13 protein-coding genes are annotated in these 14,300 nt (G+C 60.4%); 7 read left to right on the top strand and 6 right to left on the bottom strand.

Going from position 1 to position 14,300, the window contains the following annotated elements:
- The first annotated feature begins 245 nt into the window (after window positions 1-245).
- Genes AC0CMF_RS11490 through AC0CMF_RS11480 form a run of 3 tightly spaced genes read left to right on the top strand, consistent with a single transcriptional unit; the run spans window position 246 to window position 2,856 of the window.
- On the top strand, window positions 246-1,619 hold the full coding sequence (locus AC0CMF_RS11490; RefSeq protein ID WP_122520548.1) for an RHS repeat domain-containing protein: 1,374 nt from the start codon (window positions 246-248) through the stop codon (window positions 1,617-1,619).
- 12 nt (window positions 1,620-1,631) lie between these two features.
- Entirely contained in the window at window positions 1,632-2,360 is a 729-nt protein-coding gene (locus AC0CMF_RS11485; RefSeq protein ID WP_122520549.1) for an RHS repeat-associated core domain-containing protein, read from the top strand.
- Window position 2,361: 1 nt separating this feature from the next.
- Entirely contained in the window at window positions 2,362-2,856 is a 495-nt protein-coding gene (locus AC0CMF_RS11480) for a hypothetical protein (RefSeq protein WP_374629934.1), read from the top strand.
- 244 nt (window positions 2,857-3,100) lie between these two features.
- Here AC0CMF_RS11480 and AC0CMF_RS11475 read toward each other — a convergent pair whose 3' ends face one another.
- On the bottom strand, window positions 3,101-3,406 hold the full coding sequence (locus AC0CMF_RS11475) for a type II secretion system protein GspG (RefSeq protein WP_163001309.1): 306 nt from the start codon (window positions 3,404-3,406) through the stop codon (window positions 3,101-3,103).
- 415 nt (window positions 3,407-3,821) lie between these two features.
- Here AC0CMF_RS11475 and AC0CMF_RS11470 point away from each other — a divergent pair, with 415 nt between their 5' ends.
- Window positions 3,822-4,616 (top strand): SDR family oxidoreductase, encoded by a 795-nt coding sequence (locus tag AC0CMF_RS11470; protein ID WP_374629933.1) that lies wholly within the window; start codon window positions 3,822-3,824, stop codon window positions 4,614-4,616.
- A gap of 132 nt (window positions 4,617-4,748) precedes the next feature.
- On the opposite strand, the gene AC0CMF_RS11465 is transcribed toward AC0CMF_RS11470, so the two are convergent.
- The 4 genes from AC0CMF_RS11465 to AC0CMF_RS11450 all read right to left on the bottom strand — a co-directional run bounded on the left by AC0CMF_RS11465 (window position 4,749) and on the right by AC0CMF_RS11450 (window position 9,166).
- Entirely contained in the window at window positions 4,749-5,705 is a 957-nt protein-coding gene (locus tag AC0CMF_RS11465) for a hypothetical protein (RefSeq protein WP_374629932.1), read from the bottom strand.
- An 81-nt stretch (window positions 5,706-5,786) separates the two neighbouring features.
- Window positions 5,787-6,839: a hypothetical protein gene (locus AC0CMF_RS11460; RefSeq protein WP_374629931.1), complete on the bottom strand. Its 1,053-nt coding sequence runs from the start codon at window positions 6,837-6,839 to the stop codon at window positions 5,787-5,789.
- Complete coding sequence (locus tag AC0CMF_RS11455) at window positions 6,829-8,556, bottom strand: Hsp70 family protein (protein ID WP_374629930.1); 1,728 nt, start codon at window positions 8,554-8,556, stop codon at window positions 6,829-6,831. The genes AC0CMF_RS11460 and AC0CMF_RS11455 overlap by 11 nt, the downstream gene beginning before the upstream one ends.
- Window positions 8,557-8,695: 139 nt before the next feature.
- The gene (locus tag AC0CMF_RS11450; protein ID WP_374629929.1) at window positions 8,696-9,166 is read right to left on the bottom strand and encodes an Lrp/AsnC family transcriptional regulator; all 471 of its coding nucleotides are present in this window, start codon (window positions 9,164-9,166) and stop codon (window positions 8,696-8,698) included.
- 191 nt (window positions 9,167-9,357) lie between these two features.
- Between AC0CMF_RS11450 and AC0CMF_RS11445 the strand changes: the two genes are divergently transcribed.
- The 3 genes from AC0CMF_RS11445 (at window position 9,358) to AC0CMF_RS11435 (ending at window position 12,289) form a co-directional block, all read left to right on the top strand.
- A complete protein-coding gene (locus AC0CMF_RS11445; protein WP_374629928.1) occupies window positions 9,358-10,350 on the top strand; it encodes a mitochondrial fission ELM1 family protein in 993 nt (330 codons plus the stop codon).
- A gap of 17 nt (window positions 10,351-10,367) precedes the next feature.
- Window positions 10,368-11,330, top strand: coding sequence for a thioredoxin-disulfide reductase (gene trxB, locus AC0CMF_RS11440; RefSeq protein WP_374629927.1), 963 nt, complete (start codon window positions 10,368-10,370; stop codon window positions 11,328-11,330).
- 62 nt (window positions 11,331-11,392) lie between these two features.
- Window positions 11,393-12,289, top strand: coding sequence for a LysR family transcriptional regulator (locus tag AC0CMF_RS11435; protein ID WP_050474926.1), 897 nt, complete (start codon window positions 11,393-11,395; stop codon window positions 12,287-12,289).
- A gap of 885 nt (window positions 12,290-13,174) precedes the next feature.
- Here the strand turns inward: AC0CMF_RS11435 and msrP are convergent.
- Window positions 13,175-14,146: a protein-methionine-sulfoxide reductase catalytic subunit MsrP gene (gene msrP / locus AC0CMF_RS11430; RefSeq protein WP_374629926.1), complete on the bottom strand. Its 972-nt coding sequence runs from the start codon at window positions 14,144-14,146 to the stop codon at window positions 13,175-13,177.
- Window positions 14,147-14,300 lie beyond the last annotated feature (154 nt).

Here is a 14,300-nt window from a genome sequence, read left to right as displayed (position 1 = left end):
AGGGAACTGCGGGTGTCGGGCGGGCGGGCGGGCAAACAAGCTCGATTGCGAGAGCTAGAGCGGTTTTCGACACATCCCAACGACTTGAAGCAACGCAACCCAAAACAACGTGGTTCAGAACCGACGTCAACCGTCAACTATTCACATCGCGGTCATCGTCCCTATCTCTTTCCCGGCTCCGCCGGTTCATCGGGTGTTGTTGTGATCTCCTGGCAATAGGTGAGGCGCTGATGAGGATTCTAACGATGCTTGCTGAGCCCCGCCGTTGCAGCCGTGGGCTTGCCGCTTGCCTTGCCGTGCTGCAGGCCTTTACGGGATGCGCGGCGGCAGCTGCGGATGGACCGCCTGTCACAACCTACACCTATGATGAAGCGCGCAGCGGCGCCTTCAACACCGGTCGGCTGACCAGCATCACGGAAGATGGCATCACCATCCGCATGGACTACGATGCGAATGGCAGCACCATCCGGAAGGCCTGGGAGAGTTCAGGACAGACCTGGGAGCATGGCTTCTCCTATGCCCCCAGCGGCCATCTCATCCAGCGGACATTCTCGGGCGCGACGGCAACCGGCAGCCCGTCCTCCACTGCAGCAGTGGGCACCAATCCAACACCGGGCGTGGTGAACTACCAGTATGACGGCTTCGGCCGTGTCAGCGCCGTGCCGGGGTTGGTGACTTCGGTCACCTATCACGTCAGCGGCCAGCCGCGGCTCACCACCTATCCCAACGGGGTGACGGAGACCCGCAGCTATGACGCCGGCCGGATGTGGCTCACCGGCATCACCACCACCGGGCCGGAAGCCGGAGCAGGCGGGACGGTGCTGTTCACGGAGAGCTACACCCGCAATGCGAAGGGGCTGATCACATCGGTCACCTCCAACCGGCCCTATGGCAACTGGACCTATGCCTATGACAGTGTCGACCGGCTGACGCAGATCACCAACCGGGACAGCGCCGACTTCAGCCAGAGCTTCACCTATGATGCGGCCGACAATGTCACCTTCAACTCAGCCGTTGGCAGCTACACCTACCCCGCCCCCACAGGTCTTCGCCCGCATGCGGTGACGAAGGCAGGCAGCCAGACCTACAGCTACGACACACGCGGCAACATGATCAGCGGCGGCGGGCGCACGGTCACCTATGACGGGCTCGACCGGCCGGTCTCGATCACACGCGGCGGCGTGGTCACAACCTTCTCCTATGGCCCGGACGGGGCCCGGGTGAAGAAGGTCAGCGGCGGTCAGACGACTGTCTATCTGGGTGCAGATGAGGAGATCACGCCGGAGGGGCGCAAGATCCGCCATCCGCATGCGGGCGTGCGTGAGGTGGACGGAACCCTCAACTGGCTGCAAAGCGATCACCTCGCCTCGGTCCGGCTGATGACCAACGGCAGCGGCGCGGTGATTGCGGAGAACCATTACCGGCCTTACGGCCAGCGCACGGAACTGCTAGCCAAGCGGTCAATCTGCCGCGTGAATCCAAGGGCTGGATCCCCGGCCCGCAGAGCGGGCCAAAGCGCTGATTTGGTCAGGGCACTGCGGTGCCCTGACCGGGCGGGACGCCCCGGAAACCGGCCTCACCTATCTCAACGCCCGCTATGGAGCCTGTCCCCGGCTTGACCGGGGAACACCATTCTCGCCCGCTTCATCTCCCCCGACTGGTTCGACCCCACGCAACCCGGCGTCGGAACAAACAGATACGCATATGCCGCAAATAACCCGGTGGCGTACAAGGATCCAAGCGGGAACTCGATCGACCGGGACGGCGGAGTAGTCGGTCCTTATGATACCGTTGGGCGCGGTGGCGGGGGAAGAAATGGAGCTGGGCGTGATAGATCTGGTGAAGTTCAAGTAGCGGGTCGGCTTGCAGTTGGAGGAGGGGCGAGATTTAGCGGTCCCGCAATTGTGCTTGATCCAAATACATCGACGCCCTTGCTCGGTGGACTTACGCCTAACCAAGCTGGACTGCAGATAGAAAAATCTTTCGGAGGCTTTTTATCTAATCTGTTCGAATATCAATTTGAAATGGCCGTCGGCGTTGGCGTTTGGATGCAATCCAGATCAGATGACAAAAAGCAGAGTGACCAGGCATCCGGCCAGCGGAGTTCCGGTGCAAACATTGCATCAGGAGGCCCTTCTGAGCCGGAACATAATAGAGATAAACAAAAGAAAGGAAGACCTAAAAGAAATACCGATCAGATTAAACAAGTTGACGATGCTGCCAGAATGGAAAAACTCACCCCATCCCAACGATATCAGCTAGGTCGTATCGTTGAAGACGAGTCGAGAGTGCATGGAGAGAATTTAGGTTTCCATGAAATACGCGACCTTGCGAAAATGGTAAGGGAAGGAACATACTAAAATGAGCAACTCAGGTGCGCCCAAAGAAAGAAAGAGAATATCTAGTGATGAATTTCAAAAAGATATAGAAGCTTTATGCAAAGGTAAAATTTGCTGGAAGGTTGGAAGATACTTGGGATCAATGCTATATTTTGATATCGGAGAATCTGTAAATGTAAAAAGCGTCAGATCTGGAGTAATTAAGAAAGGGGAGATTTCTCTTGGAATAAGAAATGTTTTTTGGGATATCCATTACAAAGGGTCATCGATTATCGATAGCAGCTATATCGAACGCGAGCATGAACATCTCCTCACCAAGGCGTTTTTAGGTCAAAAATTAGAATTATTTATTTTTTTAAATGATTTCGTAGAAATTCATTTCTCTGGCGATCATATAATTTATGTTGACACCAGTAACGAATACGAAACAGAGGGAAATATTCTGGAGATCTCCTTTCATAATCGCGCAATATACGAAATAACATGCGATGCAGAACTATACGCCTCAACTTACTGAATTATACTGCGCACTATTTGTACAGAGATGGTATTCATCTGACGATGCCACGTTTTGAAAGGGGGCAGTCGGTTCTGGTTTCTCGGGGCAATGAAGCCTGTTTTGGTTGCTTTGTCAGCGTTTCTTCTTTGGGAATTGGCGGCGGTGGCGCGGGGTGTTTCTCAGCCCGTCCATGAAGGCCTGAAGCCACGCTTTCCTGAACGGCGCTCTTCGGAACGAAGCCTTCCAGAACCCGCCCAAATCTTCAATACTTTATATCGCGGTCCTCACCCGTGCCGCCTTCCCGGCCATCGCGGCCGAGGGTCGAAATTTCGTAAGGGCGTGTCTCGCCGGGGCTTTTGTAGATATATGCCCGGCCCCAGGGATCATCGAGCGCCTGCGGGCTGTCGATATAGGGCCCGGCCCATCCCCTGACGCCGGATGGCGGCGTGACGAGCGCGGCGAGACCCGCAGCTTCAGAGGGATAGTTGCCAGTGTCGATATAATAGAGCTCAAGCGAACTCTGGATGCTCTTGATCTGCAGGCCGGCTGCCTTCTCCTTGGACTTCAAGAATATAGTGGCTAGGATTTTCAGGGCCTTATCGTCGGGAAGTCCAAGGACCGCGAACGCTTCGGCGCCGCGAACGCTCCATCTCAGCCCCCCGCCCACCACCACGCCAACGCCACAAACAAACCCCACTGAAAGCCCCCGGCAGGCCCGCCCTTGACGCCCCCACTGCTGCCGGGTACCCCTTTCCCTCACATTGAGGAGTGACGGACATGGACAACCGCAACCGGTAAACCGGACATTCGCCGAACCGTGGCCACTGGCTTGGCTTTTGACCAAGACTTTCGATGCTGTCTCATTGCGCCTTGAGGCTGCCCAAGCGCAGCACGGGCTTGAGCTGCTCTTGATGAGAGAAGCTCATCGAGAGCTGGAATAACCAGCGGCCACACACTCTCACTTTGGAATCCAGGGATTTATTATGCCCAGACTTTCTGGAAAGCGCGCTCTCGTGACGGGGGCGGCGCGTGGTATTGGCGCGGCCATTGCCAAGGCCTTTGCCGATGAAGGCGCGAGCGTCATTGTGACCGACATCAATGACGAAGGCGGTGAAGCCACAGCCGGGGCCATCGGCGGCACATACTGTCATCTGGATGTGGCCTCTGAAGCGGACTGGAGCCGGGCGGAGCGCCTGTTCCCCGAACTCGACATTCTCGTCAACAATGCCGGGGTTACCGGCTTTGAGGACATGGCCAATGGCACGCCTCCAGCGCATGACCCCGAGAATGCACAGCTTGCCGACTGGAGGGCCGTGCATGCGGTCAACCTCGACGGCACGTTTCTGGGATGCCGCTATGCCATCCGCGCCATGCGGGCGAGGGGCGCCGGGTCGATCATCAACATCTCCTCCCGCTCAGGATTGGTCGGCATTCCGATGGCCGCCGCCTATGCCTCGTCAAAGGCGGCGATACGCAACCACACGAAGAGCGTGGCGCTCTATTGTGCCGGCCAGGGCCTGAAGATCCGCTGCAACTCGATCCACCCTGCCGCTGTCATGACGCCCATGTGGGAGCCAATGCTGGGCAACGGGCCGGACAGAGCCAAACGGGAGGCGGCCATGGTGGCCGATACGCCGCTGCGCCGCTTCGGCAGGCCGGAGGAGGTTGCGGCGCTGGCCGTGTTCCTTGCGTCTGACGAGGCCCCCTACATGACGGGCGCAGAGCTGACGATCGACGGCGGCATCCTGGCAGGATCAGCCGCAACACCCGGAAGCTAGAGCCGCAGCACCATACAGCAAAAGCCTGCGCCCGCCCTCACCGCTCGATCGGCACCGTGGGTTCGTCCCTGGTGCGGCGGATGGTGAGGGCGGTGCGGACGCTGGGGCCGGCGCGGAAAAAGCCTGCCCGCCCTATTTCTTCAGGTTCTTGCCTATGAGAGCCGCGAACAGGATCGCAACGGGCAGCAAGGAAAAGACGAGCGAGGACGGGCTCTGGGTCAGGCCCAGCAGATCGGGCCGGAGCATGGCAAAAACCGCAGCGATCAGAAGCGCGAGATAGAATCCGGCGGCAAGCAGAGCGGCAACAAGCCTGAACGCAAAGAAGAGCGCCTGCAGAGGCCTGAACTTCCGCGGCCTGCAGGCCAGAAGGGCCGATGCAAGGGCCTGATCATGCCCGGCGAAATGCGCAAGCTCTGTATTGTCGGTCCACCAGTGGAACAAGTCTTCAAGGCGCAGCCTGAGCTTCTTGTTGAAGCCGCGCCCAAGAACATGGCCGCCGTCCCTGCGCCGTCTCATGCACTTGCGCAAATAGGCCATGACGGCAAAGCCAACCGCCCTTTGCTCCCCGAGGCTCAGGTCTTCAACTGCGCCCAGCAATGCGATGAGCCGGGACGCAGAGCCGAATGATGGCCGCAAGCCGTAAATGGCCTGAAGCCTGCGTTCCAATGCCTCATGATGCGCCAGCTCTGCGGGATCAGGCGCCGCTGCCTGCTCTGCGGCCGGATCAGGAGGCAGTCCGTTGCCTTCCATCACGGCCTGCAACGCAAGCGGATCGTCATCCGCCGCCGCCTCCGGGGACGCGCGCTGCGCTTCCACGAGGGGATCATCAGCATTTCCGGCAGGGGACAGAGCAGGAGAAGCAAGCTCCGGCAACGGCTGGTCAGGCACAACAGCGGCCGCTTCTGCATGCGCCCATCTCAGCGCCGCCTCATAGGCCTGCCGCAAGGCCTGAAAGGCCTCGGCCTCAGCGGCCTGATCGACCTGCTTCAACTGCCGCGCATAGGCGCGCTTGAGAAGCTTCGGATCATCAGAGGGCTCATCAAGACCGAGAAGCCCGTAAGGCCAGCGAGCAGTTCCCTCAGAGTACATGTACTCTCCAGTCCAATTGACCGTAAACGCAACCCAGAAGACCGGTAGCCCGCACAATAAAATTATAAGCCCCGATGTAACTCACAGCATCAGATTTAGTATTCTCGCCTTGCTAAGAAGAGAACGAAATTTCACGCGAGTGGCTTTATACACCCCATCAAAAACACCAACCGCATGCAGAAGAAACACAAGAACCGGCACTATCACGGCGGAAACCTTCAAAACCGGATGCATGTCCATTGAAAAAACCTCAACAACAACAAGCAAAAACCCAATAATAAAACCAATGGCAAAAATTATGCTCAAAATATAAATCACATAATCAACCACGAATAAGAAATACATCCAAATCTTTATCAATATCAATTCAATCATAGAGCGCGGACGGCGATACATGATCAACGCAATAGAAAGTTCATCTTCATCCTGAACAAACTCCCGCATTTCGACAGCATCATCCCACCAGTGAAACAATGTGTTCAGGCGGAATTTGAGCTTCTCGCTAAAGCCGGTCTTGAGGACATAGCCCCCATCGTCGCGCTGCTCCAGACACCGGCGCAGATAGAACATCACGGCAAAGCCAAGGTCCCGCTGTTCATCGTGGGGAAAATCCTCCACTCGGGCGAGCAACTTCAGGAGACGCGAGGCAGAACGCCTGGAAGGCTTCAGATCATAAATGGCCTGTCTCAGGGCTGCAAAGGCTTCGTCTACAGCCCGGTCCTGCCGGCCGGAAGCAGGCTCTCCGCCATCCTCCGCCTCTGCAGCGCGATCCCGTGCCGTCACAGGCTCAGAAGGATCTGCCACAGGCCCCGAAGGATCTGAGCCTGTAACGGACTGCAGCAGAGCGCCGTCATGCTCATGACCGCGCCTATCCCCACGCCCTTCAACAGTGCCAATGCCAGTGCCAGTGCCAGTGCCAGTGCCAGTACCAATTCCGGTCCCGGTCCTGGTGTCGGCCTGCCTCAGCGCTGTTTCATAGGCCTGCCGCAAGGCCTGAAACGCCTCGGCCTCAGCAGCCTGATCGACCAGCTTCAACTGCCGCGCATAGGCGCGCTTGATGACCTTCGCGTCGCTCGACGGTTCATCAAGACCAATCGTGCCGAAAGGCCAGCCGGCCTTGCCCTCAGAATACATGCGCGCTCTCGAAGCGCTGGATGACCTCCTCATAGCCAGTCCGGAAACTGGCGATTGCCGACAGGTCCTGTGAGGCAATCAGGGCATCGAATGCGGCAAGCAGATCGCCCACGGCCTCGCGCTCCTCAAATCTTGCCATCTCATAACACTGGGCAAGGCGGGCACGGAAAAGCGCATTCTCTTCTGAATCCCTCGGATGCACCTTGAGCTTTGCCATCTCCGCCCGTGCCTTGGCGATCTCTTCTGCGGTCAGTGAGCCACTCAGGTTCTTGATCAGCAAATTTGCGTTGCGCCCATCCACGAGCGATACGACGTCAACATCCAGCAAGCCGCTTGCATCATAGGTGAATCGGACGGAAACCGGACGGTTCTGGCCGTCGCGGGCACGCGGAAGCGGGATCGAGAGACTGCCAAGCCTGACATTGCCGGACACATCAGGGGCTTCGCCCTGGAATACATTCACCTCGATGACGTTCTGATCCTGCGACAGAGGCGATACCACCTCTTCCCGCGAAACGGGAATGACGGTGTTGCGCTGGATGATCGGCAGGTAGTAGCCCGGCACGTGCTGCTTTCCGATCCTGCGGCTGACCTCGATGCCCAGCGTGTGCGAGCTGACATCCGTCATCACAACGTCCTGCAGGCCCTCGTTCCGGGCAACGAGGCCCGCCTGCACGGCAGCCCCCAGCGCAACCGCCTGGTCCGGATCGATATGGGCCTCGGGAAAATGCTTGAGATGCCGGGCCACGAAAGAGCGGATCATGGGCATCCGCGTTGCTCCACCCACCAGAACCACCCGGTCCAGATCACCCGGCTCCAGCCTTGCGTCATGCAGCACGCGGGCCAGCGGCTGGCGCAGCCGCTTCAGAAGCGGTGCGCAAATTTCCTCGTATCCGGCACGGGAGAGCCTTGCAGACAGCGACAGGCCCGGCTGGTCTGCCGAAACCTCGGCGGTGCCCTTCTCGCTCAGCATGAGCTTCACCTGCTCCGCCAGCTTGCGCACGGCCGCCTTGTTGCCATCAAAGCGCTGCCGCAGCGAAAGCTGACTGGTGAGGTGCTCTTCGAGCAGGCGGGAGAAGTCCTCGCCGCCGAGATAGGCATCACCAGCGGTCGCCTTCACCTCCATGACGCCCTCGAATACTTCCAGGATCGAGACATCAAACGTGCCCCCGCCCAGATCGAATACGAGGAAGGTGCTCTCTTCCTCAAGGTTCTGCAGGCCATAGGCCAGAGCAGCAGCGGTGGGCTCGTTGATGAGACGGACAGGGTTGAGGCCCGCCATCACGGCGGCCTGCGACACGGCCTTGCGCTGCATTTCGTTGAAATAGGCCGGGACGGAGATGACCACGTCCTCAACCGGGCAGCCCAGTTCAGCCTCCGCGTCGGCCTTCAGAGACTGAAGGACAACGGAGGACAGGGTCACAGGCGTGAAGACCTGGCCGGCCAGTTTGAAGGTGATTTCCGTGCCCATCGCACGTTTGAAGGCCGAAACAGTCTCTTTCGGATGCGTCACTATGCGGGCGCGCGCCGTTTCGCCGGAATAGAGGTGTTCCCCATCAAAGCTGACGACCGAAGGGGTCAGGACGCCGCCAACCTTGTTGCGGATCAGGCGGGGAGCGCCGTTTTCAAACACGGCAACCAGCGAATTTGTCGTTCCAAGATCAATTCCAACGGCAGGCACTGTCAGCTCCAGCTTCATGAAATCCAGAAGCTGCATGGAATGCCTAGGCACAAATTGCAAGGCGAATACGCACACCCCTGCGTGCAACACCGGCCTCGCACAAGCTTCGCCTCAGCCTTACGGCCCGCAAAAAGCCCCGGAAAACCGGGGCTTGAAAGCTGCTGTCAGTGCAATTTCACCGCTCGATCGGCACCGTGGGTTCGTCCTTGGTGCGGCGGATGGTGAGGGCGGTGCGGACGCTGTCGACGTTGGGGGCGGCGGTCAGTTCGCGGATGATGAAGGTCTGGAAGGTCTGCAGGTCGGGGGCGACGCATTTCAGCAGGAAATCCACTTCGCCCGACAGCATGAAGCACTCGCGCACGATGGGCCATCTGTTGACCCGCTCCTCGAAGCCGTTGAGGTCCGCTTCCGTCTGGCTGTGCAGGCCGACCATGGCAAAGGCCGTCACCTCGTAGCCGAGCTGCTTTTCGTCCAGCAGCGTGCGGTAGCCGCGGATGAGCCCGGCCTCTTCCAGCGCGCGCACCCGGCGCAGGCACGGGGGCGCGGAGATGCCGACACGGCGGGCGAGTTCCACATTGGTCATCCGGCCATCCTGTTGCAGCTCGTCCAGAATGTGCCAGTCGATCGCGTCAAGCCGTGCTTTCAAGGAAATCTCCAGTCAGTGCGGGCGGCGCCCGGCGGGCAAGGCAAAAAGGCCGCCTGCCCCAAAGTTCCGTTTCACAGGCACGCCCCCGGCCTTGTTCCAGCCGTCTGTCCGTGCTTGTGTGGCCGCAAGACCCAATGCCCTGCGGCTTATGATTTTTTGCTCATTTCCGCAAGACTATAACAAAAGCACCCATGCTCAAGAAAGATCCAGAAACCGCAAAAGCTGAGGATGACCGGAGCATCTGGATTCTGTCCGACGGCAAGGCGGGCGACGAAATCCAGTGCATGGGCGTCGCCGAAGCCCTTGGCCTGCCCTATCAGATCCGCCGCGTTGCCCCGCGCAAGCCCTTCGTCTGGGCCATGCCCTGGGGGCCGATTGACCCGCGTGAGGCCGAGACGCGGCCCGGCAGCCCGCTGGCGCCGCCCTACCCGGAGATAGCCATTGCCTCCGGCCGGCGCACCGTGCCCTATCTGCGCCGCCTGAAGAAGCTGAGCGGCGGGCGCACCTTCACCATCTTCCTCAAGGATCCGCGCACAGGCACGAGTGCCGCCGACCTCATCTGGGTGGGCGAGCATGACCGGCTGCGCGGCGCCAATGTTCTGGTGACGCCAACCGCACCGCACCGCCATTCTGCGGAGAAGCTGGCGGCGGCAAGGGCGCAGCCGGACCCGCGCCTTAGGGATCTGCCCTCCCCGCGCATAGCCGTGCTTGTGGGCGGCAACAGCCGCCATCACAGCTTCACGCCCGAAGACATCAACCGCTTTGCAGACGGGCTGGCGGATGCGGCACGGCAGGGTGGCAGCCTGATGATCACCGCCTCACGCCGCACGCCCCCTGCCCTCAGTCACCGGCTGGAGCAACTGGCGGAGACAGGAAACCATTTCCTGTGGGACGGCAGCGGTGAAAATCCGTTGCTGGCAATGCTGGCGCTGGCAGATACCATCGTGGTGACAGGCGACAGCACCAACATGGTGGGTGAGGCGCTGGCGGCGGGGCGGCCGGTGCATGTGTTCATGCCGTCTGGCGGGCACCACCGGCTTGATCTCTTTTTGACTGGATTGCGCCAGATTGGCGCCATTCACCCCTTTCCGGGGCCTCTCAAAACCACTACCTGTGAGCCGCTGGACAGCACCCCGCAGATCGCGGCGGCCATCAGGGACCGGCTGGCCTCGCGCAAGGCATGAGATTTAAGGAACTGGACATGGCGACGGAACACGTGAAGCTGCTCATCATTGGCTCGGGCCCGGCTGGCTACACCGCCGGCATCTATGCCGCGCGCGCCATGCTGGAACCGGTTCTCGTCGCGGGCATCCAGCCGGGCGGCCAGCTGACCATCACCACCGACGTGGAGAACTATCCCGGCTTTGCCGAGCCGATCCAGGGCCCCTGGCTGATGGAGCAGATGCAGCTGCAGGCCGAGCATGTCGGCACGCGCATCATGCATGACATCATCACCGAGGTGGACCTGTCGAAGCGCCCGTTCCGCGCCGTTGCCGATGGCGGCACCGAGTTTCTGGCCGATGCGGTGATCATCGCCACCGGCGCGCAGGCGCGCTGGCTGGGTCTGCCGTCGGAAGTGGATTTCATGGGTGCGGGCGTTTCGGCCTGCGCCACCTGCGACGGCTTCTTCTACCGCGGCAAGGAAGTGATCGTGGTCGGCGGCGGCAATACGGCCGTCGAGGAAGCGCTTTATCTGGCCAATCTGGCCTCCAAGGTGACGGTCGTGCACCGCCGCGACAGCTTCCGCTCCGAGCGCATCCTGCAGGAGCGGCTGTTTGCCAATCCGAAGATCAATGTGGTGTGGGATTGCGTTGTGGACGAAATCCTCGGCGGCGGTATGCCCAAGGCCGTCACGGGCGCACGCCTCAAGAACGTCAAGACCGGCGAAACGCACGAACTCAAGGCCGACGGCGTCTTCATCGCCATCGGTCATGCACCGTCGGTCGATTTGTTCCGCGGCCAGCTGACGCTGAAGCCGAATGACTACATCTTCACCGAGGCCGACAGCACCCGCACCTCCGTGCCGGGCGTCTTTGCCGCCGGTGACGTGACCGACGACATCTACCGCCAGGCCGTCACCGCCGCCGGCATGGGCTGCATGGCCGCCCTTGAAGCGGAGAAGTTTCTGGCTGAACATGCCCTTGAGGCAGCAACGGCAGGCTGAGGCGGCCAGCAACAGGCTGACCCGGCAAAGAGGGGCGGCGGAAGAGGAGAGACGGGCGCATGATGGACTGGGACAAGCTGCGCATTTTCCATGCCGCCGCACAGGCAGGCAGCTTCACGCATGCGGGCGACAGCCTGAACATGAGCCAGTCCGCCGTCAGCCGTCAGGTCAGCGCGCTGGAACAGGATCTCGGCATCCCGCTGTTCCACCGCCACGCGCGCGGCCTTCTGCTCACCGAGCAGGGCGAACTCCTCTACCGCACGGCCCGCGAGGTGCTGATGAAGCTGGAGGCCGTGCAGACGCGCCTCACCGACAGCCGCGAAAAGCCCTCCGGCGTGCTGCGCATCACCACCACGGTGGGCCTTGGCTCCACCTGGCTGACGGCGCGCATCAACGAGTTCATCGACCTTTATCCGGACATGGAACTGCGGCTGATCTTCGATGACGAGGAACTGGACCTTGGCATGCGCGAAGCGGATGTGGCCATCCGCCTGCGCCAGCCGACACAGCCGGATCTGATCCAGCGCAAGCTCTTCACCGTGCACTTCCACATCTACGCTTCACCGCATTACCTGAAGCGCTATGGCACCCCGAAGACGATCGAGGATCTGGACAATCACCGCATCGTCACCTTCGGCGAGCATGCGCCCGCCTATCTGCGCGACATGAACTGGCTGGAAACGGCGCATCGCCCGCTGGGCGAGCCGCGCCGCATCGTGCTGCGCGTCAACAATGTGGTGGCGATCAAGCGCGCGGTGGATCAGGGCATCGGCGTGGCCATCCTGCCGGACTACATCGTCGAGAATGACACGGGCGTGGTGCCGATCCTCACCCATCTGGAAGACCAGATCCCCAGCTTCGACACCTATTTCGTCTATCCGTCCGAGCTGAAAAACACGGCGCGCATCACCGCCTTCCGTGATTTCCTGCTGGCCAAGGCCGAACGCTGGTCCTACTGACCGGCGTTTCGCCGCTGGACAGAATGCCGCAGCGCAGAAAACGCCTCCAAAATCATATCCATTTGATTTCATAGCACTTTCAGGAAGAATAGCGTCCAGCTGTAGCCTGTACGCTCCTGCGAACTCATCCATCAAAATACCAGCCAGAACGAGTTCGCCTGAAAAACAGGCAATTCTTGAAACTGCACGAAATCTGACCACAAGGTCAAAATCTGCACAAAGCACACATCAAGCCTCTGAATCAAAAAAGGAAATATGATTCTCCCGGGCCAAATGTGACAGGATTGTGCAGGACTGACATATTAGTCATTCCTTAAACGCATGGCTGACCTGCGCAGGTGCCACTTGTTTAATCAGCTTGTGCACTGCATATAAGCATCACTGTTGGTTCTGCGGCGTCGCACTCTCCTCCCAGCGACGCCAATTCAGCCAGCTGTTCCCCTCTGGAAGGTGATTTTCCACGCTGTGGAAAATCAAAAATAACTGCCGGGTCTTTTGACCCGGCTTTTTTTTTGCCTTGTGGGTGGCGGTGCAGATGGACACGCAACCGTGCCACGCTCTCAGCGTCGCCCCGGCCAAGCGCAGCGCGAGCCGGGGCCTACTCGTTTCCAGAGCAGCAATTGGAACCCCGGCAGCCGGACCTCCACAAACAGTTCACGTGCCGCAAGCACCAGTGACGACGGTCTCTCTCTGCGAGCGAGTAGGCCCCGGCTCTCCGCTTCGCTACGGCCGGGGCGACGCAGGAGAGGCCTCAGCCAGAACGCAGAAGGTCCCGGATCGCGCGAAGCGCGTCCGGGATGACGGCGGAGAGGCCTCAGCTAGAACGCGGAAGGCCCCAGAGATGCCCCGGAGCCTTCCGCATCACATCCCTGAAGTCACACAGCTTCACATGAACAGCTTCTCGCCTTCCATGCCCTTGTAGAGGCCGGCGACCTGTTCGGCGTAGCCGTTGTAGAGCAGGGTCGGCACGGTCTGGCCGGTGCCCAGCACGTCTTCCTGCGCCTGGCTCCAGCGCGGGTGAGCAACCTCCGGATTCACATTGGCCCAGAAGCCGTATTCGGTCGGCCCCAGCGCTTCCCACATGGTCTTTGGCCGCTCGTCGGTGAAGGTGATGCGGACGATGCTCTTGATCGACTTGAAGCCGTATTTCCACGGCAGGGCGAGGCGCAGCGGCGCGCCGTTCTGCTTGGGCAGCGGTTTGCCATAGACGCCGGTCACCATGAAGGCCAGCTCGTTGGTGGCCTCGGCCATGGTCACGCCTTCCACATAGGGCCAAGGATACCAGACCATGTTCTGGCCCGGCGCAATGCTCGCGTCCTGGAAGGTCTCGAAGCGCAGGTATTTGGCGCCTGCCTGGGGGCTCGCCAGCTTCACCAGTTCCGACAGCGCAAAGCCGGACCAGGGCACGGCCATGGACCAGGCCTCGACGCAGCGGAAGCGGTAGAGCCGCTCTTCCAGCGGCATGGCCTTCAGAAGATCATCGATGCCGATCTGCTGCGGCTTGTCCACCATGCCGTCGATGGTCACCGTCCACGGGCGGATGGGTAGGGCCTGCGCCGCACGAGCGATGCTCTTGCTGGTGCCGAATTCATAGAAGTTGTTGAAGCTGGTGACATGCTTTTCCTGGCTGAGGGCACGGTCCAGCGTATAGGCCTCGTTGCGCGTCACCGGATAGAGGCTGGCGCTCGGGTCTGCGGCACCATCCTGCGCCCTTGCGCCGGATGGCAGCCCCGCCCCCAGTGCCAGCGCGCCCGCACCCGCCATGCCCGCCAGAACCGCGCGGCGGTTCCAGAACAGGTGCTCCGGTGTTGCCATATGCTCGGGCAGGGCCCAGCCCGGCTTGCGGATGATATGCATCTTGTCCTCCTGATCAGCGCCCACAGAAAACGCCTGAAATTCTGAAGATGCAAATAACGCTCTGGTGACGTCTGGCGAGCCCCTGCGCACGCAGGATTGAGCATCTGACGGGCGTCAGGCGTGTATCAGGCAGGACCTCGGGCAAGAACTCGGG

Source organism: Pannonibacter sp. CBAS1226, assembly GCF_055685825.1.
Note: the sequence above shows the minus strand (reverse complement) of the source record. Positions and strands in the feature narration are given on the sequence as shown.

Excerpts from the sequence above, each read along its gene's own strand:
- AC0CMF_RS11490 (WP_122520548.1), top strand. The coding sequence starts at position 246 with ATGCTTGCTGAGCCCCGCCGTTGCAGCCGTGGGCTTGCCGCTTGCCTT.
- AC0CMF_RS11480 (WP_374629934.1), top strand. The coding sequence starts at position 2,362 with ATGAGCAACTCAGGTGCGCCCAAAGAAAGAAAGAGAATATCTAGTGAT.
- AC0CMF_RS11470 (WP_374629933.1), top strand. The coding sequence starts at position 3,822 with ATGCCCAGACTTTCTGGAAAGCGCGCTCTCGTGACGGGGGCGGCGCGT.
- AC0CMF_RS11465 (WP_374629932.1), bottom strand. The coding sequence starts at position 5,705 with ATGTACTCTGAGGGAACTGCTCGCTGGCCTTACGGGCTTCTCGGTCTT.
- AC0CMF_RS11460 (WP_374629931.1), bottom strand. The coding sequence starts at position 6,839 with ATGTATTCTGAGGGCAAGGCCGGCTGGCCTTTCGGCACGATTGGTCTT.
- AC0CMF_RS11455 (WP_374629930.1), bottom strand. The coding sequence starts at position 8,556 with ATGCAGCTTCTGGATTTCATGAAGCTGGAGCTGACAGTGCCTGCCGTT.
- AC0CMF_RS11445 (WP_374629928.1), top strand. The coding sequence starts at position 9,358 with ATGCTCAAGAAAGATCCAGAAACCGCAAAAGCTGAGGATGACCGGAGC.
- trxB (WP_374629927.1), top strand. The coding sequence starts at position 10,368 with ATGGCGACGGAACACGTGAAGCTGCTCATCATTGGCTCGGGCCCGGCT.
- AC0CMF_RS11435 (WP_050474926.1), top strand. The coding sequence starts at position 11,393 with ATGGACTGGGACAAGCTGCGCATTTTCCATGCCGCCGCACAGGCAGGC.
- msrP (WP_374629926.1), bottom strand. The coding sequence starts at position 14,146 with ATGCATATCATCCGCAAGCCGGGCTGGGCCCTGCCCGAGCATATGGCA.